The organism is Pseudomonas sp. GYB4201, assembly GCF_056312595.1.
Map to the genome: position 1 here is coordinate 159,862 of NZ_JBWGIG010000001.1, position 24,945 is coordinate 184,806.

Annotated in this window: 20 protein-coding genes and 2 pseudogenes; 8 read left to right on the top strand and 14 right to left on the bottom strand. The window is 66.2% G+C overall.

Features of this window, described 5'->3' with window-relative positions:
* Positions 1 to 90: 90 nt before the first annotated feature.
* From hflX to AC0Z2B_RS00800, 7 genes are all read right to left on the bottom strand, one after another.
* Positions 91 to 1,392, bottom strand: a complete 1,302-nt coding sequence (gene hflX / locus AC0Z2B_RS00770) for a ribosome rescue GTPase HflX (protein WP_476294766.1) — start codon at positions 1,390 to 1,392, stop codon at positions 91 to 93.
* Between the two features lie 12 nt (positions 1,393 to 1,404).
* Positions 1,405 to 1,665: an RNA chaperone Hfq gene (hfq, locus tag AC0Z2B_RS00775; protein ID WP_008368554.1), complete on the bottom strand. Its 261-nt coding sequence runs from the start codon at positions 1,663 to 1,665 to the stop codon at positions 1,405 to 1,407.
* A gap of 95 nt (positions 1,666 to 1,760) precedes the next feature.
* Positions 1,761 to 2,732 carry a tRNA (adenosine(37)-N6)-dimethylallyltransferase MiaA gene (gene miaA / locus AC0Z2B_RS00780; RefSeq protein ID WP_473005201.1) on the bottom strand — a complete coding sequence of 324 codons (972 nt, stop codon included), beginning with the start codon at positions 2,730 to 2,732 and terminating at the stop codon, positions 1,761 to 1,763.
* 5 nt (positions 2,733 to 2,737) lie between these two features.
* The gene (gene mutL / locus AC0Z2B_RS00785) at positions 2,738 to 4,636 is read right to left on the bottom strand and encodes a DNA mismatch repair endonuclease MutL (protein WP_416422155.1); all 1,899 of its coding nucleotides are present in this window, start codon (positions 4,634 to 4,636) and stop codon (positions 2,738 to 2,740) included.
* On the bottom strand, positions 4,633 to 6,057 hold the full coding sequence (locus AC0Z2B_RS00790; RefSeq protein WP_416422154.1) for an N-acetylmuramoyl-L-alanine amidase: 1,425 nt from the start codon (positions 6,055 to 6,057) through the stop codon (positions 4,633 to 4,635). The genes mutL and AC0Z2B_RS00790 overlap by 4 nt, the downstream gene beginning before the upstream one ends.
* A 6-nt stretch (positions 6,058 to 6,063) precedes the next feature.
* Positions 6,064 to 6,534 (bottom strand): tRNA (adenosine(37)-N6)-threonylcarbamoyltransferase complex ATPase subunit type 1 TsaE, encoded by a 471-nt coding sequence (tsaE, locus tag AC0Z2B_RS00795; protein WP_416422153.1) that lies wholly within the window; start codon positions 6,532 to 6,534, stop codon positions 6,064 to 6,066.
* Positions 6,522 to 8,021 (bottom strand): NAD(P)H-hydrate dehydratase, encoded by a 1,500-nt coding sequence (locus AC0Z2B_RS00800; protein ID WP_476294767.1) that lies wholly within the window; start codon positions 8,019 to 8,021, stop codon positions 6,522 to 6,524. The genes tsaE and AC0Z2B_RS00800 overlap by 13 nt, the downstream gene beginning before the upstream one ends.
* Before the next feature lie 66 nt (positions 8,022 to 8,087).
* Here AC0Z2B_RS00800 and queG point away from each other — a divergent pair, with 66 nt between their 5' ends.
* Positions 8,088 to 9,155: a tRNA epoxyqueuosine(34) reductase QueG gene (gene queG, locus AC0Z2B_RS00805; protein WP_476294768.1), complete on the top strand. Its 1,068-nt coding sequence runs from the start codon at positions 8,088 to 8,090 to the stop codon at positions 9,153 to 9,155.
* Positions 9,156 to 9,229: 74 nt separating this feature from the next.
* On the opposite strand, the gene orn is transcribed toward queG, so the two are convergent.
* Positions 9,230 to 9,772 carry an oligoribonuclease gene (gene orn, locus AC0Z2B_RS00810; protein ID WP_476294769.1) on the bottom strand — a complete coding sequence of 181 codons (543 nt, stop codon included), beginning with the start codon at positions 9,770 to 9,772 and terminating at the stop codon, positions 9,230 to 9,232.
* A 91-nt stretch (positions 9,773 to 9,863) separates the two neighbouring features.
* On the opposite strand from orn, the gene rsgA reads away from it, so the two are divergent.
* Both rsgA and AC0Z2B_RS00820 read left to right on the top strand, forming a co-directional pair.
* Complete coding sequence (gene rsgA, locus AC0Z2B_RS00815; RefSeq protein WP_416422147.1) at positions 9,864 to 10,895, top strand: small ribosomal subunit biogenesis GTPase RsgA; 1,032 nt, start codon at positions 9,864 to 9,866, stop codon at positions 10,893 to 10,895.
* A 218-nt stretch (positions 10,896 to 11,113) separates the two neighbouring features.
* Complete coding sequence (locus AC0Z2B_RS00820; RefSeq protein WP_473005196.1) at positions 11,114 to 11,512, top strand: TIR domain-containing protein; 399 nt, start codon at positions 11,114 to 11,116, stop codon at positions 11,510 to 11,512.
* Between the two features lie 58 nt (positions 11,513 to 11,570).
* On the opposite strand, the gene motB is transcribed toward AC0Z2B_RS00820, so the two are convergent.
* Together motB and motA are read right to left on the bottom strand one after the other, a co-directional pair.
* Positions 11,571 to 12,608, bottom strand: a complete 1,038-nt coding sequence (gene motB, locus AC0Z2B_RS00825) for a flagellar motor protein MotB (RefSeq protein ID WP_476294770.1) — start codon at positions 12,606 to 12,608, stop codon at positions 11,571 to 11,573.
* Positions 12,609 to 12,611: 3 nt separating this feature from the next.
* Positions 12,612 to 13,463: a flagellar motor stator protein MotA gene (gene motA / locus AC0Z2B_RS00830; RefSeq protein ID WP_416422144.1), complete on the bottom strand. Its 852-nt coding sequence runs from the start codon at positions 13,461 to 13,463 to the stop codon at positions 12,612 to 12,614.
* A gap of 129 nt (positions 13,464 to 13,592) precedes the next feature.
* Between motA and AC0Z2B_RS00835 the strand changes: the two genes are divergently transcribed.
* From AC0Z2B_RS00835 to AC0Z2B_RS00850, 4 genes are all read left to right on the top strand, one after another.
* Positions 13,593 to 15,131 carry an HDOD domain-containing protein gene (locus AC0Z2B_RS00835; protein WP_476294771.1) on the top strand — a complete coding sequence of 513 codons (1,539 nt, stop codon included), beginning with the start codon at positions 13,593 to 13,595 and terminating at the stop codon, positions 15,129 to 15,131.
* Between the two features lie 46 nt (positions 15,132 to 15,177).
* Positions 15,178 to 15,993, top strand: a complete 816-nt coding sequence (locus tag AC0Z2B_RS00840) for a rhodanese-like domain-containing protein (RefSeq protein WP_476294772.1) — start codon at positions 15,178 to 15,180, stop codon at positions 15,991 to 15,993.
* 9 nt (positions 15,994 to 16,002) lie between these two features.
* Complete coding sequence (asd, locus tag AC0Z2B_RS00845; protein WP_476294773.1) at positions 16,003 to 16,872, top strand: archaetidylserine decarboxylase; 870 nt, start codon at positions 16,003 to 16,005, stop codon at positions 16,870 to 16,872.
* A gap of 119 nt (positions 16,873 to 16,991) precedes the next feature.
* Positions 16,992 to 18,755, top strand: coding sequence for a molecular chaperone (locus AC0Z2B_RS00850; protein ID WP_476294774.1), 1,764 nt, complete (start codon positions 16,992 to 16,994; stop codon positions 18,753 to 18,755).
* Between the two features lie 67 nt (positions 18,756 to 18,822).
* Here the strand turns inward: AC0Z2B_RS00850 and serB are convergent.
* A pseudogene (serB, locus tag AC0Z2B_RS00855) lies at positions 18,823 to 19,800 on the bottom strand (phosphoserine phosphatase SerB); the annotation flags it as partial.
* A 75-nt stretch (positions 19,801 to 19,875) separates the two neighbouring features.
* Positions 19,876 to 20,022: pseudogene (locus tag AC0Z2B_RS00860) on the bottom strand (ACT domain-containing protein); the annotation flags it as partial.
* Between the two features lie 134 nt (positions 20,023 to 20,156).
* On the opposite strand from AC0Z2B_RS00860, the gene AC0Z2B_RS00865 reads away from it, so the two are divergent.
* Positions 20,157 to 21,677, top strand: a complete 1,521-nt coding sequence (locus tag AC0Z2B_RS00865) for a histidine kinase (RefSeq protein WP_416422139.1) — start codon at positions 20,157 to 20,159, stop codon at positions 21,675 to 21,677.
* Between the two features lie 93 nt (positions 21,678 to 21,770).
* Here AC0Z2B_RS00865 and AC0Z2B_RS00870 read toward each other — a convergent pair whose 3' ends face one another.
* Both AC0Z2B_RS00870 and parC read right to left on the bottom strand, forming a co-directional pair.
* A complete protein-coding gene (locus tag AC0Z2B_RS00870; protein WP_476294775.1) occupies positions 21,771 to 22,472 on the bottom strand; it encodes a PqiC family protein in 702 nt (233 codons plus the stop codon).
* A gap of 209 nt (positions 22,473 to 22,681) precedes the next feature.
* Positions 22,682 to 24,940 carry a DNA topoisomerase IV subunit A gene (parC, locus tag AC0Z2B_RS00875; RefSeq protein WP_476294776.1) on the bottom strand — a complete coding sequence of 753 codons (2,259 nt, stop codon included), beginning with the start codon at positions 24,938 to 24,940 and terminating at the stop codon, positions 22,682 to 22,684.
* Positions 24,941 to 24,945 lie beyond the last annotated feature (5 nt).

Here is a 24,945-nt window from a genome sequence, read left to right on the forward strand (position 1 = left end):
CTCCATCTGATAAAGCAAAGACGCACCCACGGCGCGCCAACCAATGCTACAGAATGCCCGAGCTCGCGGCATCGCCGCATTGCAGGGCTTTTATTGCAAAGTGTGTTGCTCGATGAATTCCAGCGGTTCCATCCCTGCCCGGCTGACCAGACGGTTGAGTTCGACACGAGGCACGCGCACCGCCAGCAGGCTGGCGCCCTCCTCGTCATGCGTCTCGCTCTGCACCACACCCATCTCGAAGAACTGCGCTCGCAGGCGCCCCATGCGTTGCGGCAGGCGCAGGGTGGCGACGAACAGGTCGTCACCCAGCAGCTCCGCCACGGCCTGTTTCACCAGGTCCAGGCCACGCCCGTCACGCGCCGAAACCCAGACCCGCTGCGGCTTGCCGTCGGCATCGCGCTGGATCTGCGGCTCTACCCCCTCAAGCAGGTCGAGTTTGTTATACACCTCCAGGATCGGCAACCCTTGGGCACCGATCTCGGTGAGCACCGCCATGACCTGTTCGATCTGCGCCATGCGCTCCGGCTCATGGGCGTCGATCACGTGCAGCAGCAGGTCGGAGTTGCTCGACTCTTCGAGCGTAGCCCGGAAAGCCTCGACAAGCTTGTGCGGCAGGTGGCGAATGAAACCCACGGTGTCGGCGAGGATCACCGGCCCCAGGTCGTCCAGCTCGAGGCGACGCAGGGTCGGGTCGAGGGTGGCGAACAGTTGGTCGGCGGCGTACACCTCGGACGAGGTCACGGCGTTGAACAGGGTCGATTTGCCGGCGTTGGTGTAGCCCACCAGTGAAATCGAAGGGATGTCGGCACGGCGCCGGCCACGACGGGCCTGCTCGCGCTGGCTGCGCACCTTCTCCAGCCGCCCCTTGATCTGGCGCAGGCGTACCCGCAGCAGGCGGCGGTCGGTTTCCAGCTGGGTCTCACCCGGGCCACGCAGGCCGATACCGCCTTTCTGGCGCTCAAGGTGGGTCCAGCCGCGAACCAGTCGCGTACTCATGTGCTCGAGCTGGGCGAGTTCCACCTGCAGCTTGCCTTCATGGGTGCGCGCCCGCTGGGCGAAGATATCCAGGATCAGACCGGTACGGTCCAGCACGCGACACTCGAAAGCACGCTCGAGGTTACGTTCCTGGGAAGGTGTGAGGGTGTGATTGAAAATCACCAGATCTACCTGTTCGGCTTTGACCCGGTCGCGCAATTCCTCGACCTTGCCGCTGCCAATCAGGTATTTGGCCGTGGGCTGATGCCGCGCCACGTTGACGAACGCGACAGTTTCGGCGCCGGCCGACGTGGCCAGCTCCTGAAACTCCTGCGGATCTTCGCGCGCCTCAGGGTCCTGACCATCCAAGTGAACGAGAATTGCCCGTTCACCACCACCGTGGCGCTCAAAGAACAAAGCAGACTCCTATCAGGCGTTACCTGGTTCGACGTCGCCATGCTCGGATTCGGTTGCGCTAGGCAGACGGATCGGGCGTACGGGAACGACGGTGGAGACAGCGTGCTTGTAGACCATCTGGCTGACGGTGTTCTTCAGCAGAATCACGAACTGGTCGAACGATTCGATCGTACCTTGCAACTTGATACCGTTAACGAGATAGATCGAAACACCGACCTTCTCTTTACGCAATGTATTCAAGTAAGGGTCTTGTAGCGAATGCCCTTTTGACATGTGCCGCACTCCTTTAAGGATCAATAGTAAGAAAAATCAGAAAAAATGATGGCTTAGGCCGTCTCACCCCAAGGATAGACGGCAATTACAAGGACTCAGCTCAATATGGAGACCGTTCCAAGGTATTTCAAGGTGCGTGGCAGATTGTCACAAGCCAGACTGTCCAGCCAGTGAAGATCACCGAAGCTTCTAAGCCAGGTGAACTGTCGCTTGGCCAGTTGGCGTGTAGCGATGATGCCCCGCTCCTGCATTTCCACCGAGCTCAGCTTGCCATCCAGATGATCCCAGACCTGGCGATACCCCACCGCACGTATAGACGGCAGGCCCGCGTGCAAGTCACTTCTGGCACGCAGGGCTCTGACCTCGTCGACGAAGCCCTGTTCCAGCATTTGCCGAAAACGCAGGGCAATACGGTCGTGCAGCACCTTGCGATCGGTTGGCGCGATCGCCAGGCTGGCAACAGTATAGGGCAATTGACCGCCGCCCGGAGCGCCTGCGTCGGTACTTTGCGCAGATTGACGCGCGCGGTGCTCGGTCATGCTGGAACCGCTTACCCGGTAAACCTCCAGTGCACGGATCAGGCGCTGGGGGTCGTTGGGGTGGATGCGCGCCGCCGATACCGGGTCCACGCGGGCCAGTTCATCGTGCAAGGCCTGCAGCCCGCCGGCCTGGGCCATGGCTTCGAGCTCCTCGCGCACGGCGGCGTCGGCGGCCGGCATGTCGGCCAGGCCATCCAGTAACGCCTTGAAATACAACATCGTGCCGCCAACCAGCAACGGGATGTTTCCGCGCGCGGTGATCTCGGCCATCGCCTGCAGGGCGTCGGCGCGGAATTCGGCGGCGGAATAGGCCTGGGCCGGGTCGAGAATGTCGATCAGGCGGTGCGGGTGGGCGGCCAGCAGCGCCTTGGAAGGCTTGGCGGTGCCGATGTCCATGCCGCGGTAGACCAGCGCCGAGTCGACGCTGATCAGCTCGCAGGGCAGCACCTTGCTCAGTTCAATGGCCAGGTCAGTCTTGCCGGCGGCCGTGGGGCCCATCAGGAATATCGCAGGGGGTAACGCACTCATCGCAATCAACGGCCACGCAGGAATAGTTTGTCCAGATCATCCAGGCCCATCTGGGTCCAGGTCGGTCGGCCATGGTTGCATTGGCCGCTGCGCTCGGTGTTTTCCATGTCGCGCAGCAGGCCGTTCATTTCCGGGATGGCCAGGCGCCGGTTGGCGCGGATGGCGCCGTGGCAGGCCATGGTGCCCAGCAGTTCGTTCAGGTGCGCCTGGATACGGTCACTGGTGCCGTATTCCATCAGGTCGGCCAGCACATCGTGCACCAGGCGGTTGGCCTCGGCCTGCTTGAGCAGCGCCGGGATCTGGCGGATAGCCAGGCTTTCCGGACCCAGGCGCTGCAGCTCGAAGCCCAGGCGCTGGAACCAGCCCGCGTGCTCCTCGGCGCAGTCGGCCTCGCGCTGGCTGACGGCGATGGACTCGGGCACCAGCAGCGGCTGGCCGCTGAGGCCTTCGCTGGCCATGGCCACCTTCAGGCGCTCGTACATGATGCGCTCGTGGGCGGCGTGCATGTCCACCAGCACCAGGCCCTGGGCGTTCTCGGCAAGAATATAGATGCCCTTGAGCTGCGCCAGCGCGTAGCCCAGCGGCGGGATATCGCCCTGCCCCTCGGGCAGGCTTGGCGCGGCAACCCCGGCTTGCTGGGGCAGCGGGGCGTAGAATTCGCGGTAGGCGGCCTGGGTCTCGGCCGTGGGCATGGGCTGCGCCGGGCGCGGCACGTACTGGTAGCCGGCGCCCGAGCTGCTGCTGTAGCCGCGGCTGGCGGGCTCCTGCTGCTGTTGTTCGAGCAGGTTGGCCGCCAGGCGCATCTCGCCCTGAGGGCCGAACTCACCGGCGGCCAGGCCGCTGGGCCGGGCCACGGGCTCGGCGGCAGCGGCCGTGGGCAGCTGGTCTTCGGGACGCACGTCAGCCAGGGCACGGTGCAGGGTGCCATAGAGGAAGTCGTGCACCATGCGCCCGTCACGGAAGCGCACTTCGTGCTTGGTAGGGTGCACATTGACGTCGACCACCGTGGGGTCGACCTCGAAGAACAGCACGAACGTGGGGTGGCGACCGTTGAACAGCACGTCGCGGTAGGCCTGGCGCACCGCGTGGGCCACCAGCTTGTCGCGCACCGCACGGCCATTGACGAAGAAGTACTGCAGGTCGGCCTGGCTGCGCGAGAAGGTCGGCAGGCCCACCCAGCCCCACAGGTGCAGGCCGTTGCGCTCGATCTCGATGGGCAGCGCCTGCTCCAGGAAGCCCGGGCCGCAGATGGACGCCACGCGGCGCGCGCGGGCGATCTCGTCGTTGGCTTCGTGCAGGCTGAGAATGGTCTTGCCGTTGTGGCGCAGGTGGAAGGCCACGTCGAAACGCGCCAGCGCCAGGCGCTTGATCACTTCCTGCAGGTGGTCGAATTCGGTCTTTTCGGTCTTGAGGAACTTGCGCCGCGCCGGGGTGTTGAAGAACAGGTCGCGCACCTCCACCGAGGTGCCCACCGGGTGCGCCGCCGGCTGCACGCGCGGGGCCATGTCGCGGCCTTCGGTCTCCACCTGCCAGGCCTGGTCGGCGTCGCGGGTGCGCGAGGTCAGCGTCAGGCGCGCCACCGAGCTGATCGAGGCCAGGGCCTCGCCACGGAAGCCCAGGCTCATCACCCGCTCCAGGTCTTCCAGGTCGCGGATCTTGCTGGTGGCGTGACGCGCCAGCGCCAGCGGCAGGTCGTCGGAGGCGATGCCGCCGCCGTCGTCGCGCACGCGCAGCAGCTTGACGCCGCCCTGCTCGACTTCCACGTCGATGCGCCGGGCACCGGAGTCCAGGCTGTTTTCCAGCAGCTCCTTGATCACCGAGGCCGGGCGCTCAACCACCTCACCGGCGGCAATCTGGTTGGCGAGCCGCGGGCTGAGCAGCTCGATGCGTGCAGACGACGTCATTGCTGGGCCGCCAGTACAGTGGCCGGGATATTCAAGGTCTGGCCTATCTTCAGCTCGTCAGTGGTGAGGTTGTTGGCGCTGCGCAAGGTAGCCACCGACTGGTTGTAGCGCACGGCCAGCATCGGCAGGGTTTCGCCGGGGCGCACCACGTGCTCGGTGGGGCCCTGGGCCAGCTTGCCGCTGTCACGCAGCCAGGCGATGTAGGTGCCCGGTGGCGGGTTCTGCTGGAAGAACTGGCGCACGCCGCTGGTGATGGAACGTGCCAGGGCCTGCTGGTGGCTGGAGCTTTGCAGCTTGGCCGCCTCGCCGGCGTTGGAGATGAACCCGGTTTCCACCAGGATCGACGGAATATCCGGCGACTTCAGCACCATGAAGCCGGCCTGCTCGACCCGCGCCTTGTGCAGCGGCGTCACACGGCCGATGTTGCTCAGCACCTTCTGGCCGACGTTGAGGCTGGAGCTGAGCGAGGCGGTCATGGACAGGTCCAGCAACACGCCGGCGAGCATCTTGTCCTTGTCGTCGAGGCTCACGGCCCCGGCGCCACCGATCAGGTCGGAACGGTTTTCGCTGTCGGCCAGCCAGCGCGCGGTCTCGGAGGTAGCGCCACGTTCGGACAAGGCAAACACCGAGGCGCCCACGGCCGCCGAGGATGGCGCGGCGTCGGCGTGAATGGACACGAACAGGTCGGCGCCCTTCTTGCGGGCGATCTCGGTGCGCTGGCGCAGCGGGATGAAGTAGTCGCCGGTGCGGGTCAGTTCGGCGCGGAAGCCTTTCTCGCCGTTGATCTGGCGCTGCAGCTCGCGGGCGATCTGCAGGGTGATGTCTTTTTCGTGCTGGCCGCGCGAGCCCGAGGCACCCGGGTCTTCGCCGCCGTGGCCGGCGTCGATGGCGACGATGATGTCACGCTTGCCGTTGGGCACCGGCGCCAGCTTGATGGCCGGCTGCGCAGGCGTCACCGGCACTGCCGGGGTGGTGGCCACGGTGGGTTCCGGCGGCTGCGGCGCGGCGTCGGCGGCGTTGTCGAACAGGTCGACCACCAGGCGGTTGCCGTACTGCTGGTTGGGCGCCAGAGAGAAGCTTTTCGGCGTCACAGCCTTCTTCAGGTCGATGACCACGCGCAGGTCGGTGGGCGTGCGCTGGGCCGAACGCACCGAGGTGATCGGCGTGTTGGCGATGGGCAGGTTCAAGGGGCCGGCCAGGGTGGCGCCGTTGATGTCGATCACCAGGCGGTCCGGGGACTGCAGGGTGAACAGGCTGTGTTCCACCGGCCCCGACAGGTCGAACACCAGGCGCGTGTTATCCGGCGCTCGCCACAGGCGAACGCTCTTGACCTGAGAAGCCGCAAACGCGTCGACGACAACTGTCGCCAACAGCAACCCCACGAACGCGACCAGCGCGCGAATGCGCATACAGACACCCACCCAAAATTATTTGATTTCCTGTGCCAGGACGGCACACCACGACTCGCCACGCGCGCCCTGTGGCGTCAGAGTCAGTGAACGGCCGCCCGCGTGGGGGCGTATGGTAATGGTCAGGTCAGGCTTTGGCAAAAAGCCCGCGCCACGCTGAGGCCACTCGATCAGACAGAGAGCGTCACCTTCAAAGTAATCCCGAATGCCAAGAAATTCCAGTTCTTCGGGATCGACAAGGCGATACAGATCAAAATGATAGGCCCGAAAGCTCGGGAACTCGTAAGGTTCCACCAGCGTGAAGGTCGGGCTTTTCACTGCGCCCTCGTGCCCCAGGCCCCGGATCAGGCCCCTGGAGAGCGTGGTTTTGCCTGCGCCCAGGTCGCCTTCGAGGAAAATGACCCCCACCGCCTGGGTAATCTTCGCCAGGCGCCCGCCAAACTCGACCATGGCGTTTTCATCGCCCAGAAACAGCTCTACTTCAGACACGGGGACAACTCCTCAAACAACTGACGAATGGCTGGAATCAGATCGGTGGCCGCCAGCCCGCGGCCATTTACGCCTTGCTGCTCGCCGGCGCGGGCGTGCAGCCACACGCCCAGGCAGGCGGCATCATACGGGGCCAGGTGCTGCGCCAGAAGCGCCCCCAGCACACCGGCCAGCACGTCGCCCAGGCCGGCCGTGGCCATGGCCGGGTGGCCGTGGGCGCACAGGGCCAGGCGGCCATCGGGGGCGGCGACCAGGCTGCCGGCGCCCTTCAATACACAAATTGTTGAAAACTTTTTGGCCAGGGCCAACGCCGCGTGGGCACGGTCGGCCTGTACCTGGGCGGTGGTCACACCCAACAGGCGCGCGGCCTCGCCAGGGTGCGGCGTGATGATCGACCCTGCCGGCAATTGCACCAGGCCCTGGGCCAGCTGATTCAATGCATCGGCATCCCACACCTGGGCTTTAGCGGCGGTGGCGGCGATGGACAGCAGGCTGCGGCCCCAACTGGCCTGGCCCAACCCGGGGCCGACTACCAGTACGTCGGCTTTTTCCAGCGGGTCCAGCAGCTGGTTGGACGAACGCACGCCCAGGGTCATCACCTCGGGCAGGCGGGTCAGCGCCGCAGCCACGTGTTCGGCGCGGGTGGCCAGGCTGACCATGCCGGCGCCGCTGCGCAGCGCGGCCTCGGCGCTCATCAGGGTGGCGCCGCCGGTGCCGTGGTCACCGCCGATGACCAGCACCTGGCCGTACTGGCCCTTGTGCGCGGTCATGGGCCGCGGTGCCGGCCGCGGCAGCGACGCAGGGCTCAGGCGCCGGGCCACGGCCGGGCTGGCGGCGACGATGGCGGTGTCGGCCTGGAGGCTATCGAACAGCAGCTGGCCGACGTGATCGGCGGCCTGGCCGCTGAACAGGCCGAACTTGAGGCCGATAAAGGTCACGGTCAGGTCGGCGTGCACCGCCTGGCCCAACGCCTGGCCGGTGTCGGCGCACAGCCCCGAGGGGATATCCACCGCCAGCACTGGCTGGCCGCTACCGTTGATCGCCTCGATGGCTTCGGCGTACGGCGCGCGCACGGCGCCCTTGAGCCCGGTGCCCAGCAGCGCGTCCACCAGCACGCCCCGCAAGGCCACGCCTGGCAGCCACGGGAGGATGTCCACCTGGGCCGCCCTGGCCTCGGCCAGGGCGCTGGCGGCGTCGCCACTCAGCGCCGAGGTGTCGCCCACCGCAAACACCGTCACCGCCCAGCCGGCGCGGCGCGCCAGGGCGGCCATGAGGAAACCGTCGCCGGCATTGTTGCCGTGGCCGGTCAACACGGTGATCTCGCCAGCCTCTGGCCAGCGCCGGCGCAAGGCGCGCCAGGCGCCGTGGGCGGCGCGCTGCATCAATTCAAAACCATCGGTACCGGCCGCGATCAGGGCGGCATCCAGCGCGCGCACCTGGGCCGCGCTGTACAGCAAGTCGGGCATATCGTCGTCTGGCAGTGGCATGTTTGAACGTTCGCTGGCGATGTCTGGCAGAATTATACCTACCTCAGCACCGGTTTCCCTCTTCGCATGTCCGCCCTTACCGCCGATCTCCCCGCCCTGGCCCTCTCCATCAAGGAATGGGGCCGCGAACTGGGCTTCCAGCAAGTCGGCATCGCCGGCCTGGACCTGGGTGAGCACGAACACCACCTGCAACGCTGGCTGGACGCCGGCTACCACGGCGACATGGAGTACATGGGCGCCCACGGCAGCAAGCGCTCGCACCCCGACGAGCTGGTGCCCGGCACCTTGCGCGTGGTGTCGCTGCGCATGGACTACCTGCCCGGCGACACGGCCATGGCGCAGCTGCTGGCCCAGCCCGAGAAGGCCTACATCTCGCGCTACGCCCTGGGCCGCGACTACCACAAGCTGATCCGCAAGCGCGTGCAACAGCTGGCCGACCGCATCCAGCAGGCCATCGGCCCGTTCGGCTTCCGCGCCTTCGTCGACAGCGCCCCCGTACTGGAAAAAGCCATCGCCGAACAGGCCGGCCTGGGCTGGCTGGGCAAGAACACCTTGATCCTCAACCGCAAGGCCGGCAGCTACTTCTTCCTCAGCGAACTGTTCGTCGACCTGCCGCTGCCGGTGGACGAACCGCATGCCACCGAGCACTGCGGCCGTTGCAGCGCCTGCCTGGACATTTGCCCCACCAACGCCTTCGTCGGGCCGTACGTGCTGGACGCCCGCCGCTGCATCTCGTACCTGACCATCGAGCTGAAGACCGCCATACCCGAGGACCTGCGGCCGCTGATCGGCAACCGCGTGTTCGGCTGCGACGACTGCCAGATCGTCTGCCCGTGGAACCGCTTCGCGCGGCCCACCGGCGAGAGCGACTTCAAGCCACGGCACAACCTCGACAACGCCGGGCTGGCGGAGCTGTTCCTGTGGGATGAAGAGAAATTCCTCAGCAGCACCGAGGGCTCGCCCCTGCGCCGCGCCGGCTACGAGCGCTGGCTACGCAACCTGGCGGTGGGGCTGGGCAACGCGCCGTCGACCATTCCGGTGCTGGAAGCGCTGGAGGCGCGGCGCGATTACCCGTCGGAGCTGGTGCGCGAGCATGTGGAGTGGGCGTTGAAGCAGCACGCTGCACGCGCCTGACCGCGGCGCCCGGGACGCGGCCTGGCGGCCGCTGCTACGGGGTTTTTGCGTAATTGACGGGCGCGGTGTGCGGGTCAGAACTTGATGAAATGCTGGCGGTAGTGCCGCAGCTCGGCGATGGACTCGCGGATGTCGTCCAGGGCCAGGTGGGTGCTGCCTTTCTTGAAGCTGTCCTTCACCTCCGGCGCCCAGCGCGCGGCCAGTTCCTTGAGGGTGGAGACGTCCAGGTTGCGGTAGTGGAAGTAGGTTTCCAGGCCGCGCATGTGGCGGTACAGGAAGCGGCGGTCCTGGCAGATGCTGTTGCCGCAGATCGGCGACTTGCCCTTGGGTACCCACTGCTCCAGGAAGGCGATGGTCTGGGCCTCGGCCTCGGCCATGCTGATCTTGCTTTCGCGCACGCGCTGGGTCAGGCCCGAGTTGCCGTGGGTGCGGGTGTTCCACTCGTCCATGCGCGCCAGCACTTCGTCGCTGTGGTGAATGGCGATGACCGGGCCTTCGGCCAGAGTGTTGAGGTCACTATCGGTGACGATGGTCGCCATTTCGATGATGACGTCGCTGTCCGGGTCCAGGCCGGTCATTTCCAGGTCGATCCAGATCAGGTTGTTCGCGTTTTGCATGGGGGAGACTCCTCGGCTTGGCTGCGCAGTTTAGCTCAGCCGGGCATGCTAAACTCGTCGCCGTTTTAATTACCCCCTGCACGGAACACTCATGGCCAAACGCCAGCTCAACCGTCGCCAGAACTGGCGCATCGAAAAAATCCAGGGCGAGCGCGCCGCGCGTGCCGCCAAACGCGAGTCCCACACCCTAGAGGTGCTGGAAGGCGGCGACCTGGGCCCTGAGCAGACCGGCCTGGTCATCGCCCACTTCGGCGTGCAGGTCGAGGTGGAAGCCCAGGAAGGCGAGCTGGCGGGCCAGGTGTTCCGCTGCCACCTGCGGGCCAACCTGCCGGCACTGGTTACCGGCGACACCGTAGTGTGGCGCGCCGGCAACCAGGGCATCGGCGTGATCGTCGCGCAGCTGCCGCGCACCACCGAGCTGTGCCGGCCCGACAGCCGTGGCCAGCTGAAGCCTGTGGCGGCCAACGTCGACCTGATCGTGATCGTCTTCGCGCCCATGCCCGAGCCGCACGCCAACCTTATCGACCGCTACCTGGTGGCCGCCGAGCACGCCGGCATTCGCCCGCTGCTGCTACTGAACAAGGCCGACCTGATCGACGAGCAGAACGCCCCGGCGCTGAACGCGCTGCTGGCCGTGTACCGCCAGCTGGGCTACCCGCTGCTGGAAGTGTCGGCGCACCATGGCGACGGCATGCAGCAGCTGCAGGCGCAGCTGGACGGGCACATCAGCGTGTTCGTCGGCCAGTCGGGCGTCGGCAAGTCGTCGCTGGTCAACAGCCTGCTGCCGGAAGTGCAGACCCGCGTGGGCCCGCTGTCGGAGCTGTCCGGCCAGGGCACCCACACCACCACCACCGCGCGGTTGTTCCACTTCCCCGGCGGCGGCGAGCTGATCGACTCCCCCGGTATTCGTGAATTCGGCCTGGGCCACGTGAGCCGCGCGGACGTGGAAGCGGGCTTCATCGAGTTCGACGACCTGCTGGGCCGCTGCCGCTTCCGCGACTGCAAGCACGACCGCGAGCCGGGCTGCGCACTGCTCAAGGCGCTGGAAGAAGGCCGCGTGCAGCAGCAGCGGATGAACAGCTACCGCTCGATCATTGCCAGCCTGCCCGAAGACACCTACTAACCCACCTCCCCTGTAGCAGCGGCCGCAGGCCGCGTCGCTCGCAGAAGCGACGCAGCCTGCGGCAGCTGCTACGGGAAGGCTGTACCTGTGGGAAATTTCTGTAGGAACTTTTACCGTGTGATGTAGGAACGGTCTCTTTTTCCTGCCATCTATTGCCCCATGAAACACATCTGAACGATTGTCAGCCCTGCCATTCACCACGACGGAAAGGGACTGCCATGTCGACCTATCACCTGTTCATCAGCCAATCCTGGCGCTACTCGGACGCCTATGAACGCCTGCAGGACCTGCTGCAGATGGAGCCTGCGTTCACCTTCCAGGGCCACAGCGTGCCGGCGCCGCACCCGGTGATCGAGCTGGATGCGCAGGCCTTCGAACAGGCCATCGTCGAGCACCTGCGGCCCTGTTCGGCGCTGGTGATCATGGCCGGGGTGTACCCCACCTTCGGCAAGTGGATCGACAAGGAAATCGAGGTAGCGCAACGGCTAGGCAAGCCAATCATCGCCGTCAAGCCATTCGGCCCGGAACGTATTTCGCCCACGGTGCGCAACGCCGCCAACGCCGAATGCGGCTGGAGCACCCGCACCATCGTCGGCGCCATCACCCTGCATGCCTGAAACGCACAACGCCCGCCGCGACAGGGTCGGGGCGGGCGTTGGGGGAAGTGCCGGTGGCTTACTTGGCCGGCTCGTCCATCTTCAGCGTGCCGTCTTCGAACAGGTTCAGCTTCTGGCGTAGCTCGTGGGGCTGCACCGGCGCGTTCGGGTCGATGGCGGCACCCGGCTTGCCAGCGGCACCAGGGGCAGCCGGCGCGGCAGGCTTGCCATCTGCGCCAGGCGCTGCGGGTGGCGCATCCGGCTTGGCCTCGCCTTCAATCTCGCGCTGGGCCTTCTTGGTCAGCACCACGATGTCGATACGGCGGTTGACCGGGTTCAGCGGGTTCTTGCGGTCAAACAGCGAAGAAGAGGCATAACCCACCACGCGCGCCACTTGGTCGTCCGGGTAACCGCCACCTTCCAGCGCGCGACGCGCGGCGTTGGCACGGTTGGCCGACAGCTCCCAGTTGCCGAAATCGCCCTGGCCGGCGTACGGCTGGGCGTCGGTGTGGCCGCTGACGCTGATCTTGTTCGGCACCGCCTTGATGGTGTCGGCCATGGCCAGCAGGATGTCTTCGAAATACGGCTTCAGGCGTGCGCTGCCGGTGTCGAACATGGGCCGGTTCTCGGCGTCCATGATCTGGATGCGCAGGCCTTCCTGGGTGATCTCGAAGAGGATCTGGTCCTTGAACTTCTGCAGCTGCGGGTTCTGGTCGACCTTGTTCTGCAGCTCCTGCAACAGCAGGTTCAGGCGTTCCTGGTCGATCTTCTCGGCAGCGGCCTCGGCGTCGTTCTCGTTGATCTTGTCCGGCGTCTGCGGCGTCGGCGGCGAGCTCTCGATGTCCGGGTTCAGGGTCTTGTCCGGCGCCAGCTTAGGCGTGCCGCCCATGTCGATGATGTAGGGCGAGCCACTCTCGGAGAAGCCCACCGGGTCCTGGAAGTAGCCGGCGATGGCCAGCTTCTGCTCCGGGGTGGCGGTGGACAGCAACCACAGCACCAGGAAGAACGCCATCATCGCCGTGGCGAAGTCGGCGAAGGCGATCTTCCAGGCACCGCCGTGGTGGCCGCCGGCGAAGCGCTTGACGCGCTTGATGATTATCGGCTGGTTATTTTCCATGACTCAGCGACCGCGAACTGCTTGTTCCAGCTCGGCGAAGCTTGGGCGGTGGGCGGGGAACAGCACCTTGCGGCCGAACTCCACGGCCAGCGACGGCGGCATGCCCGAGGCCGAGGCCACCAGGGAGGCCTTGATGGCTTCGTACAGGTTGACCTCTTCCTTGGCGTCATGGCCCAGGGAGGTGGCCAGCGGGCCCATGAAGCCGTACGCCGCCAGAATACCGAAGAAGGTACCGACCAGCGCGCCGCCCACGTGGGCACCGATCACGGCCTTGTCGCCATCACCCAGGGACGCCATGGTCACCACGATACCCAGTACCGCGGCCACGATACCGAAGCCGGGCATGCCGTCGGCGATGCCGGTCACGGCGTGGGAAGTGTGCTCGAGCTCTTCCTTCATGCTCTGCAGTTCCATGTCGAACAGGCCTTCCAGCTCGTGGGGCGCCATGTTGCCGGAGGACATGATGCGCAGGTAATCGCAGATGTAGGCGGTCATGCGCTCGTCTTTGAGCACGGTGGGGTACTTGGCGAAAATGGGGCTGGCAGCGGCGTCCTCGATATCGCTCTCGATCGCCATCATGCCTTCGCGACGGCTCTTGTTGAGGATCTCGTAGACCAGGCCCAGCACTTCCATATAGAAGCTGTGCGAGAACCGCGACTTGAACATGCCCAGGGACTTCTTGATGACCTTCATGGTCATGTAGCCCGGGTTGGCCTGCAGGAAGGCACCAAAGGCGGCACCACCGATGATCAGCACTTCGAAAGGCTGAATCAACGCTGCGATCTTACCGTGGGACAGAACGTATCCGCCGAGCACACTCGCGAATACGACGATGATGCCGATAATTTTAGCCATAGATTGGAAGCACTTACATGTCGTGGTCAGGGTGAGGGCGCAAGATTCTAAATCTCTTGTTCTACTTATCGGCAGTTCTGCGCCAGACTATAGCCTGAAAAGGTGAAAAGCCAGTTCGGTCCCAACAGCATGCCAATTGAGCCCAACGTGCCTACCAAGACTCCCCGTACCCTTCCAGACTGGCTCAAGCTGCTCGACAGCGTGCGTTTGCCCATCCCCATGGCAAGCCATGAGCGGGTGCAGGCGGCCCTGGGCGACAGCCGCAGTTCGCTGCGCGACATTGCCGAGCTGATGCAGGATAGCCCAGCCCTGGTGCTGAGCGTGATTCGCGAGGCCAACCACCCGGTGCACCAGAGCCTGGCCGAGCCGGTGGAGAGCCTGGAAATCGCCCTCAACCGCCTGGGGCTCAAGCGTACCGAGGAGTTGCTGGAGCGCCTGCCCACCGCGCTACCCGAAGACATCCCGCGCGGCCTGCGGCAGTTGCTGCTGATCAGCCAGCACGCCGCGCAGCAGGCCAACGGCCTGTTCGCCGCACGCCTGGCGCGCCTGTGGCAGGAGATCCACTGGGGCAGCCTGCTGTTCCTGTCGCCCCTTTGGCCGCTGGCCATCACCCACCCCAGCCTGCTGGAGGAATGGGAACTGCGCGTGGTGCACAAGGGCGAAGCCGTGGCCCAGGTCGAGCTGGAGCTGTTCGGCGTGCGCCTGCTGAACCTGTGCCAGAGCCTGGCCCAGTTGTGGCGCCTGCCCGCCTGGATTCACCACGGCTACAACCTGCTGCTGGACGAGCAGCGCGAGTTCGTCAAAGTGCTGCACATTGCCCGCGACGAAGAGCACCGCCTGCGCCAGCAGCAACGCCTGGACGACGACCCTGGCCTGCGCCGCTGGCTCAACCAGCCGGCCAACACCGTGGTGCTGGCCAACGGCCTGGCCCTGGCCGCCCAGGAAGCCTGGGACACCCCGCACATCCTGCGCTGGCAATACCTGACGTGCATGTACCTGCAGATGCCGCTGGATGAACTGCAACAGCAGGTGCACCAACAGGCGGTGCAGAACGCCCGTCATTACGCCGCGCCCGGCCTGTGGCACCCGGCCGAGGCGTTGATCTGGCCCTGGGGCACCCGCCGCGTGCACCGCGGCCTGCAACCCGCGCCGCCGCCCACCGCCGAAGACCTGGCCACCTGGCGCAAGCATTGTACCGAGCTGCTGGTGGAGCCCAGCCGCTTCACCAACGCCATGCACCTGACCACCTTCGCCCGCGATGCGCTGCTGGCCTGCGGCATGCGCCGGGTGATGCTGCTGATGCTCGACAAGAACCAGACCAACCTGCGCGTGCATCAGGTGGCCGGCCTGCCCGAGGAAGCCGCCAGCCTGAACCTGCTGGTCAGCCAGAGCACCGTGCTGCAACGGCTGCTGAGCAAGCCGGCGCAGATCCGCCTGACCCCGCAGAACAACGCGCAGTTCTCGGCGCTGCTTCCTTCCAGCCTGCGCGGCCTGTTCAAGGGCGAGCACCTGCTGCTGCGCTCGCTGGCCAGCAACGAACGGGTGGTGATGCTGCTGGTGGCCGACCAGGGCGGCCTGCCCTTCGCGGAAATCTCGGTGCAGGCCTTCGCCAGGACGGCCCAGTGCATCGAACGCGCGCTGACCCTGTTCAGCAAGCGCGGCGCCTGACGCATGCGCTACAATCGCTCCCCTCTTTTCCATCTGGAGACCTCACATGGCTGATTTCTCGGGCCTGCCGCTGGTGATCGAAGCCGCTCAGCTGCAACAGCGCCTCGATGCTCCAGAGCTGATCCTGGTCGACCTCACCAGCGCCGCGCGCTATGGCGCCGGCCACATCCAGGGTGCCCGCTTCGTCGACCCCAAGCGCACCCAGCTGGGCCAGCCACCCGCGCCGGGGCTCATGCCCACGCTGCCCGCGTTGCAGGCGCTGTTTGGCGAATTGGGCCACAACCCGGACGCGGTCTACGTGGTGTACGACGACGAAGGCGGCGGCTGGGCCGGCCGTTTCATCTGGTTGCTGGACGTGATCGGCCACCGGAAATACCACTACCTGGACGGCGGCGTGCTGGCCTGGGAAGCGGCGCAGCTGCCCCTGACCCAGGACGTACCTGCGGCCCACGCCGGCAGCGTCGCCCTGACCCTGCACGACGAGCCCACCGCCACCCGCGAATACCTGCAGAGCCGCCTCGGCGCCGCCGACCTGGCCATCTGGGACGCCCGCGGCCCGCTGGAATACAGCGGCGAGAAAGTGCTGGCGGCCAAGGGCGGGCACATCCCCGGCGCGGTCAACTTCGAGTGGACCGCCGGCATGGACAAGACCCGCGAGCTGCGCATCCGCACCGACATGCCTGAAATCCTTGAGGCCCTGGGCATCACCCCGGACAAGGAAATCATTACCCACTGCCAGACCCACCACCGTTCCGGTTTCACTTACCTGGTGGCCAAGGCGCTCGGTTACCCGCGCGTCAAGGGCTACGCCGGTTCATGGGGCGAATGGGGCAACCACCCCGACACGCCCGTAGAAGTTTAAGGACATTCGATGAAATCCCGCTTGTTTATCCTCAGCCAGTACCTGCTGCCGCACCACCTGCTGTCCCGCCTGGCCGGCTGCGTGGCCGAATGCCGCGTGCGCTGGTTCAAGAACGCCTTCACCGCCTGGTTCGCCAAGCGCTACCAGGTGGACATGTCCCAGGCCCTGGTCGAAGACCTGACCGCCTACGAGCACTTCAACGACTTCTTCACCCGCGCGCTGAAGCCCGGCGCCCGCCCGCTGGACCCAACCCCAGGCGCCATCCTGAGCCCGGCCGACGGCGCCATCAGCCAGTGGGGTGCCATCGAGCACGGCCGCATCTTCCAGGCCAAGGGCCACAGCTTCAGCGCCCTGGAACTGCTGGGCGGCGACCCAGCCCTGGCCGCGCCGTTCATGGGCGGCGAGTTCGCCACCATCTACCTGTCGCCCAAGGACTACCACCGGGTGCACATGCCCCTGGCCGGCACCCTGCGCGAAATGGTCTACGTGCCTGGCCGCCTGTTCTCGGTGAACCAGACCACCGCTGAAAACGTGCCGGAGCTGTTCGCCCGCAACGAACGCGTGGTGTGCCTGTTCGACACCGAGCGCGGGCCGATGGCCGTGGTGCTGGTGGGCGCGATGATCGTCGCCTCGGTGGAAACCGTGTGGGCCGGGCTGGTGACGCCGCCCAAGCGCGAACTCAAGACCGTGCGCTACGACGAAGCTGCCCGCGCGCCTATCCACCTGGAGAAGGGCGCCGAGATGGGCCGCTTCAAGCTGGGTTCCACCGCCGTGGTGCTGTTTGGCCCGGACCAGGTCAAGTGGGCCCACGAACTGGGCGCCGGCTCCGTGGTGAACATGGGCCAGCGCATCGGCCAAGGCGTCGACAGCGCCGCCTGATGTTCATGCAGCCGCTGCCTCACGGCAGCGGCTACAAGCAGCGCCAAGGGCGTGCAGTCTTTGACGCAAAGGGTGACAATAGGCCGCCCAAGCTCGACTGACTCAACGGGAACCGCTCGATGTCCGCTACCCCGCCACCTCTTTTGCGCGCCCCCACGCCCTCGCAGGCCAGCCTGACGTTCTGCGAAGCCACGCCCCGCGACCTCAAGCGCTGGATTGCCGCGCTGCCCAAGGCCAACCTCGGCGAGACCGCCCGCCAGCTGTACCAGGGCCTGATCGAACTCAACCAGCTGATCACCCCCAGCGAAAACCGCCTGCAGTTGCTGGAGCTGCTGCGCCCGGAAGTCTATTTCGTCTGCAACCACCTGGAACGCCACTTCCTCAACCAGTCGGTGGTGCTGGACGAACGCGCGCGCAAGATCGCCAACCTGTGCCAGGCCCTGCAGAACCTGCTGGGCGTGGGCTACAAGCAGATCGTGCTACGCGTCTCGGCGCGCCTCAAGGACCGCAACCTGCTGCTGGCCACCGCCATCCAGCGTGCCATGCATGCGCTGAAAGGGCCGCTGGTGCGCGCCAGCCTGCTTTACTGCCCGGTGCCCGAGGGCCTGTGGCTTGAGCTACACCAGCTGTATCAGGTGGCCAGCCGCTTCCAGCTGCACCGCACCTTCGTCACCGATGACCTGGTCAGCCAGGCCCATCATCAAAGCATCGAGCAGACCTACGCCACCGCCCTGCTGATGGGCAGCTCACGCTGCAACCAGATGCGCCAGCAGGCCATCGTGCAACTGGCCAACGTGCTGGAACCCTGGAGCGCGCTGACCCGCGTAGTGCCCGCCAGCGCTGCCGAAGCGCAGTTCGCCGTGGCCCCCGACGCCGATGCGCCGCCACGCTACAAGAGCCTGTTCCCCGCCAGCCAGCTGCCGCAAATGGTCGGCCTGGACCCGCAACCACTGGTCAAGGCCATCACCGCCTGGCTGCACCTACCGGTGGACAAGCGCGGCCAGTCCAGCCTGCTGGTGCCACCCGGCCTGACCGTGGACATGCTCCAGCACCTGGCGGCGGCCTGGGGCGACGTGGCCGAGCGCACCTTCCAGCGCACCCCGGGCCAGGGCAGCATGAGCCTGTGCGTTGGCATGAGCACCCTGCACTACTACCTGGGCGGCCAGCGCAGTTTCGCCGACCTGCTCAAGCGCCCCGAGGCCGGAATGAACGCCAGCTTCGCCAGCGGCAAGCCCAGCGGCCCGAGCGACAGCTGGACCCTGGCCTTCGACGCCGCCGGCAGTGGCACCAGCGACTCGATGCTGCCCTATGAAGAGATCGACTACCCGGCCATGGACCTGGAGGGCGGCAGCGGCCAGGCCGACCGCGACTACCCGGTGCACGAGCTGCAGATCGTCAACCACAGCCCCGGCGGCTACTGCCTGGCCTGGCCCAAGGACGTCCCGGCGCAATTGCAGGCTGGCGAGCTGGTAGGCATCCAGGACGCACCGGCCCAAGGCTGGAGCGTGGCGGTGGTGCGCTGGATTCGCCAGGTGCGCGGCGGCGGCACGCAGATGGGCATTGAGCTGATCGCCCCGCACGCCGACCCGTGCGGCCTGCAACTGCTGCGCAGCGACCAGCAGCACAGCCAGTACGTGCGCGGCCTGCAATTGCCGGAAATCCGCGCCATCGACATCAAGGCTTCGCTGATTGCCCCGCGCCTGCCGTTCCAGGAAGGGCAGAAGGTGATGATCAACAACCACGGCGAGGAAAACCGCGCGCACCTGGGCCGCAAGCTCAGCTCCACGGGCAGCTTCAATCAGTTCGAGTTCAGGTTGCTGGAAACAGCGCCAGCGGCGGCGCAGGCGGGCAGCGAGTTCGAGTCGCTGTGGAAGGAGTTGTAGCGGACGCAGCCTGCGGCCGCTGCTACGGAGGGCATCCTGTAGCAGTGGCCGCAAGGCCGCGTCACCGTCACGCCTGGCTGTCGCGCACGCCCAGCAGGTAGAGCACGCCGTCCAGCCCCAGGGTGGTGATGTTGTGGCGGGCCGACTGCTTCACCAGCGGTTTGGCGCGGAACGCCACGCCCAGGCCGGCCTTGGCCAGCATCGGCAGGTCGTTGGCGCCATCGCCCACGGCAATGGTCTGGTCCAGCGCCAGGCCTTCCTGCTCGGCCAGTTGCACCAGCAGGTCAGCCTTGCGTTGCGCATCCACGATCGGCTCCACGGCCACGCCCGTGCACTTGCCGTCCACCACCTGCAGCTCGTTGGCGAACACGTAGTCGATACCCAGTTTGGCCTGCACCTGCTTGGCGAAGTAGGTGAAGCCGCCCGAGAGGATGGCGGTCTTGTAGCCCAGGCGCTTGAGCTCGGCAAACAGTACCTCGGCGCCCTCGGTCAGGCGCAGCGAGGCGCCGATGGCATCCAGCACGCTCACGTCCAGGCCCTGCAGCAGCGCCATGCGCTCCTTGAAGCTGGCGCGGAAGTCCAGCTCGCCGCGCATGGCCCGTTCGGTGATTTCCGACACCAGGTGACCAACGCCGTGGGCCTTGGCCAGCTCGTCGATGACCTCGGCCTGGATCAGCGTGGAGTCCATGTCGAACACCGCCAGGCGGCGGTTGCGGCGGTAGACGTCGTCCTGCTGGATGGCGATGTCGGCGTCCAGCAGCATGGCCGCGGCCAGGAAGTCGCGACGCAGCGCGCCCAGGTCGGCCGGCACGCCGCGCGCCAGGAACTCAAGGCACGCCTTGCCTTCGGCGGATGGGGCGGCCAGGCCGACGCGACCCGACAGACGGTCGATAGCCTCGACCACCAGGCCATGGCGGTTGGCAATTTCGGTCACGCCCTGCACTTGGGCGGCGGTGATTTCACGGCTCATCAGGGTCAGCACATGGCGGTCGCTGGTGCCCGCGCCGGCCCAGTCCAGGTAGGCCTGTTCCGACAGCGCGGTGAACTGCGCGTGACGGCCGGCCACGGCGGTAATGCGCTCGCGCACCGCCGCCAGGCGGGTTGCATCGTCGGCGCAGGCAACCACGGCCAGCGCCAGGGCGCCGTGCTGCACCGACTGGGCGATGTCCAGAATGCGCACGCCATCCTCGGCCAAGGCACCGGTGATGGCCGCCAACAGGCCAGGACGGTCGGAACCGGTGATGTTAATCAGGACGATTTCGCGCAAAGGGCACCCCGTTCGTGGAAAAAAATCGCATTCTACCTACTTTCAGTGACCATCGGGCACAGGCAGCGCTTTGCCGCTCTGGGGCCTGTCGCTATACTGCGCAGCAACTTCACGGACATAAAGAGCCGCGCTCAGTGAACCGGCCCACGCCAGTAAAAACCGACAATTTCTTCCTGCTGATCTTCCGTGCCCTGCGTCACCGCCGCGCACCGATAGCTCTGCGTATCGCCAGCCTCAACGTACTGCTGGTCGCCCTGGCGCTGGTGGTGTATGCCTGCGTGATGGGTTTGCAGTTCAAGCAGGCCATGCACCAGCAGGCCGACGCCCTGGGTCAGAGCCTGACCACCCAGACCGCGACCTCGGCCACCGAGCTGTTGGTGTCCAACGACATCCTCAGCCTCAACGTGCTGCTCAATAACCTGGTGAAGAACCCGCTGGTGGCCCATGCGGCCATCTACAGCGTCGACAACCGCATCCTCGCCGAAGCCGGCAGCCGCCCGAAAAGCGGCCTGCTGGGCGAAGCGGGCGGCCTGTACGAGACCAAGATCACCTTCCAGGACGTCACCGCCGGCCACCTGCGCATCAGCCTGGACATGACCCAGTTCCAGCAGCCGATGACCATCAGCCTGGAAAGCATGGGCATCCTGGGCGCCATCCTGCTGCTAGTAACCCTGATCCTCAGCCTGCGCCTGGGCCGCAACCTGTCCACCCCGCTGCTGCAACTGCGGGTGTGGCTGCGTGAAATCGACGAACACACCCCGGCCACCCAGCGCCAGGACGAGATCGGCGACCTGGCCCGCGACCTGCACCAGCGCTACGCCCCCGAGCCTGCGCCGGTGCCCGAGGTGGAAGAGCCCGAGTTCGACGAAGAGGAAGACGAAGGCCCGGCCTTCGAGGTGCGCAACCTGCGCGACGCCCGCTTCGATGAAAGCACCCCGGTGCCGGTGAAGCCTGCGCCCAAGCGCGTGGTGCATGCCGAAGAAGACGAGGACGAGGACGACGAAGACCCCTTCGCCGACCTGCGCGACACCGCGCCGGTCGCCGCCAAGCAGGCCGCCCCTGCCCCGGTGGCGCCGAAGGAGCCCCAGCACAGCGCGGTATTGGCCGTGCAACTGGGTGGCCAGGAACAACTGCGCCGCCTGCCCCGCGCCCGCCTGCTGGAGCTGCTGGAGCGCTACCGCGCCTGCCTGGACCAGGCCGCCTCGCTGTACGAAAGCGAGCTGCACACCTTGAACGACGGCAGCACGCTGATGCTGTTCAACAGCGACAGTAGCGGCGAGGACTACCTGACCAACGCCATCTGCTGCGGCGAGCTGCTGCGCGCCCTGGGCCATCAGTTGCAGATCGAGGTGGCCGACAGCGGCATCACCCTGCAACTGCAGCTGGGCCTGGTGCTGGGCGATGACCTGGCCGGCATGAGCCAGATCGACCTGCTGCTGACCGAACCGGCCCAGGACGCCCTGGCGCTGTCGCAGCACAGCCGCAACCTGCTGCTGGTGGAACGCCGTATCAGCGACGACAGCCTGGTGCGCCAGCGCGCCCGCATCCGCCCCATCGCCAGCCCCGAGGGTGCGTGCTGCGTGGAGCGGCTGCTGGAGCCTTACCCGTCGTTGCTGGAGCGCCAGTTGGCGCGCATGCACGAGACGCGCGTTTAAACCCGTGACGCGGCCTGCGGCCGCTGCTACGTCAATCGCCGCCACGTTTGACAAGCGCCCACAAAAAAGCCCGCATCGCTGCGGGCTTTTTCGTTAGAAGCGGAACACTTCCATGTCGGTGCGGATCGGCGAGGCGATCGGCATCTTCGGTTTGTCCGGCTCATCCTTGGCCACTGGCTTGGCCGCAGGCTTCTTCTCTTCCACCAGCGCCGGCTGGTTGGCCAGCGGCTTCAGCGCCACGCTCAGCTGTTCGGCCAGGCGCTGCAGCAACACGCCCTGGGCTTTCACCTGGGCCGCGGTGCCGCCAGCGTGCTTCTCTTCCAGGTGGACGATGCGGTTGTCACGCACCTGGCCACGGCGGTCGAGCAGACGCCACTGGGCATCGAGAATGGCCGGCTGCGAATCACCGGAATCCAGGCGGGTGATCGACAGCAGCACCTGCACGTCCGGCGTACCGGTGTTGGTGGCAGGCGCCAGGGTCACGCGCTGGCTGTCCAGGCGCCACGCCAGTTGGCGCAGCAGCAGTTGATCGATGTCGGAAGACAGGCTGCCGGCCCAACGACCATCGGTCGCCGCGCTGAGGCTGCCATCAGGCTGGCGCTGCAACAGGGTTTCGCGTTGCAGGTAGTCGGCCACGGAAACCGGGCCCAACAGTACCGACATGCCGGTGCTCTGCTTGGGTTGGCCGGGGTTGCCGCTGTCGAGCTGGTAAAGCGCGACCGGCTGGTGAGCGGCGCAGCCCGCCAGGGCCAGGACACCGGTCAGCAATAAAACAGGAAGGCGCAAAAAAGTCATCATTCCATCCAGGCGGCAGCCACAAGGCTCACCGCAGTGATACTCAACGAATTCGTCCGGGTACTCAGCCACGCCGGTACCTCAAGAAGACATATCATCCGCGAATATGCGCTACGACTCCAGCGCTTAAGCGTCGAACTGCGCTTAAAAAGCGCATCCAACCGCTCTAGCGTGCTGTCTGGGAGCGATTCCCAGACAGCACCATCGCGTCAGCCGGCGTTTTCCACCAACAGGGCATCCACTCGCTGGAAACCACGCGGCAGCTTGTTGCCGCGCCGCCCGCGCTCGCCCTTGTAATGCTCGAGGTCCTCGCCCTTGAGCGACAATGTACGCTTGCCGGCTTGCAATACAAGCGTTGCGCCATCGGAAATCACCGCCAAATCAGTGACGTATTCCTCACGGCTGGCCACGCGCTCACCGGGAATGCCGATGATTTTGTTGCCCTTTCCTTTGCCCAGCTGCGGCAGGTCGGCCACTTTGAAAACCAGCAGGCGGCCTTCGGTGGTGACCGCTGCCAGCCAGTTGTTCTCGCGGTCCGGCACCGGCCGTGGGGCCAGCACCTTGGCGCCGTTGGGCAGGCTGAGCAGGGCCTTGCCGGCCTTGTTCTTGGCCTGCAGGTCTTCGCCCTTGACCACGAAGCCGTAGCCGGCGTCCGAGGCAATTACGTACAGGGCATCGTCGTCGGGCAGCAGCACGCACTCGAAGGCGGCGCCTGGCGGCGGTGTCAGGCGCCCGGTCAGCGGCTCGCCCTGGCCACGGGCCGACGGCAGCGTGTGCGACGCCACCGAATAGCTGCGGCCGGTGGAGTCGATGAACACCGAGAACTGGTTGGAGCGCCCCATGGCGGCGGTCTTGAAGCCGTCGCCGGCCTTGTAGGACAGGCCGGTGGCGTCGATGTCGTGGCCCTTGGCGCAACGCACCCAGCCCTTCTCCGACAGCACCACGGTGACCGGCTCGGTCGGCATCAGCTCGTTTTCCGACAGGGCCTTGGCCTCGGCGCGCGCCACGATCGGCGAGCGACGGTCATCGCCGTAGGTCTCGGCGTCCTTGATCAGTTCGCTGCGCACCAGCTTGCGCAGTTTGCTCTCGCTGCCCAGCAGGGCCTGCAGCTTGGCTTGTTCCTTGGCCAGCTCGTCCTGCTCGTTGCGGATCTTCATCTCTTCCAGGCGCGCCAGCTGCCGCAGGCGGGTCTCGAGGATGTATTCGGCCTGGGTCTCGGTCAGGTCGAAGCGGGCGATCAGCGCGGCCTTGGGGTGTTCCTCGGTGCGGATGATGTGGATAACTTCATCCAGGTTGAGGAACGCCACCAGCAAGCCTTCCAACAGGTGCAGGCGGCGCTCCACCTTGTCCAGGCGGAACTTGAGGCGGCGGCGCACGGTGTTGATGCGGAATTCCAGCCACTCCAGCAGCAGCGCGCGCAGGTTCTTCAGCTGCGGGCGGCCGTCCAGGCCAATGATGTTGACGTTGACGCGGTAGGTGGATTCCAGCTCGGTGGTGGCGAACAGGTGCTGCATCAGCTGGTCGAGGTCCACCCGGTTGGAACGGGCGATGATGACGATGCGGCACGGGTTCTCGTGGTCCGACTCGTCACGCAGGTCGGCGACCATCGGCAGCTTCTTGGCCTGCATCTGCGCGGCGATCTGCTCCAGCACCTTGGCGCCGGAGACCTGGTGCGGCAACGCGGTGACGACGATGTCGCCGTCCTCGATGCGGTACACCGCACGCATGCGCACCGAGCCACGGCCGGTCTCGTAGATTTTCAGCAGCTCGCTTTGCGGGGTGATGATTTCCGCTTCGGTGGGGTAGTCAGGCCCCTTGATGTGCTCGCACAGCTGTTCGATCGTGGCTTTCGGCTCGTCGAGCAGGCGCACGCAGGCGCTGGCCACTTCGCGCAGGTTGTGCGGCGGCACGTCGGTGGCCATGCCCACGGCGATGCCGGTGGTGCCGTTCAGCAGGATATTCGGCAAACGCGCCGGCAATACGGCCGGTTCATCGAGGGTACCGTCGAAGTTCGGCACCCAGTCCGCGGTGCCCTGGCCCAGCTCGCTGAGCAGCACTTCGGAATAGCGCGACAGCCGCGCCTCGGTGTAACGCATGGCCGCGAACGACTTGGGATCGTCCGGCGCACCCCAGTTGCCCTGGCCGTCCACCAGGGTGTAGCGGTAGCTGAACGGCTGCGCCATCAGCACCATGGCTTCGTAGCAGGCCGAGTCGCCGTGCGGGTGGAATTTACCGAGCACGTCACCCACGGTACGGGCCGACTTCTTGTGCTTGGAATCGGCATCCAGCCCCAGCTCACTCATGGCGTAGACGATACGACGCTGGACCGGCTTGAGGCCGTCGCCGATGTGCGGCAGGGCCCGGTCCATGATCACGTACATGGAGTAGTTGAGGTAGGCCTGTTCGGTGAAGTCAGCCAGCGAGCGGCGTTCTACGCCGTCCAGGCTGAGATCAAGGGAGTCGCTCATGCGGG

Bases quoted from the DNA above. Each gene is read 5' to 3' on its own strand.
- hfq (WP_008368554.1), bottom strand. From the start codon at position 1,665: ATGTCAAAAGGGCATTCGCTACAAGACCCTTACTTGAATACATTGCGT.
- miaA (WP_473005201.1), bottom strand. From the start codon at position 2,732: ATGAGTGCGTTACCCCCTGCGATATTCCTGATGGGCCCCACGGCCGCC.
- mutL (WP_416422155.1), bottom strand. From the start codon at position 4,636: ATGACGTCGTCTGCACGCATCGAGCTGCTCAGCCCGCGGCTCGCCAAC.
- AC0Z2B_RS00800 (WP_476294767.1), bottom strand. From the start codon at position 8,021: ATGCCACTGCCAGACGACGATATGCCCGACTTGCTGTACAGCGCGGCC.
- queG (WP_476294768.1), top strand. From the start codon at position 8,088: ATGTCCGCCCTTACCGCCGATCTCCCCGCCCTGGCCCTCTCCATCAAG.
- orn (WP_476294769.1), bottom strand. From the start codon at position 9,772: ATGCAAAACGCGAACAACCTGATCTGGATCGACCTGGAAATGACCGGC.
- rsgA (WP_416422147.1), top strand. From the start codon at position 9,864: ATGGCCAAACGCCAGCTCAACCGTCGCCAGAACTGGCGCATCGAAAAA.
- AC0Z2B_RS00820 (WP_473005196.1), top strand. From the start codon at position 11,114: ATGTCGACCTATCACCTGTTCATCAGCCAATCCTGGCGCTACTCGGAC.
- motB (WP_476294770.1), bottom strand. From the start codon at position 12,608: ATGGAAAATAACCAGCCGATAATCATCAAGCGCGTCAAGCGCTTCGCC.
- motA (WP_416422144.1), bottom strand. From the start codon at position 13,463: ATGGCTAAAATTATCGGCATCATCGTCGTATTCGCGAGTGTGCTCGGC.
- AC0Z2B_RS00835 (WP_476294771.1), top strand. From the start codon at position 13,593: ATGCCAATTGAGCCCAACGTGCCTACCAAGACTCCCCGTACCCTTCCA.
- AC0Z2B_RS00840 (WP_476294772.1), top strand. From the start codon at position 15,178: ATGGCTGATTTCTCGGGCCTGCCGCTGGTGATCGAAGCCGCTCAGCTG.
- asd (WP_476294773.1), top strand. From the start codon at position 16,003: ATGAAATCCCGCTTGTTTATCCTCAGCCAGTACCTGCTGCCGCACCAC.
- AC0Z2B_RS00850 (WP_476294774.1), top strand. From the start codon at position 16,992: ATGTCCGCTACCCCGCCACCTCTTTTGCGCGCCCCCACGCCCTCGCAG.
- AC0Z2B_RS00870 (WP_476294775.1), bottom strand. From the start codon at position 22,472: ATGACTTTTTTGCGCCTTCCTGTTTTATTGCTGACCGGTGTCCTGGCC.
- parC (WP_476294776.1), bottom strand. From the start codon at position 24,940: ATGAGCGACTCCCTTGATCTCAGCCTGGACGGCGTAGAACGCCGCTCG.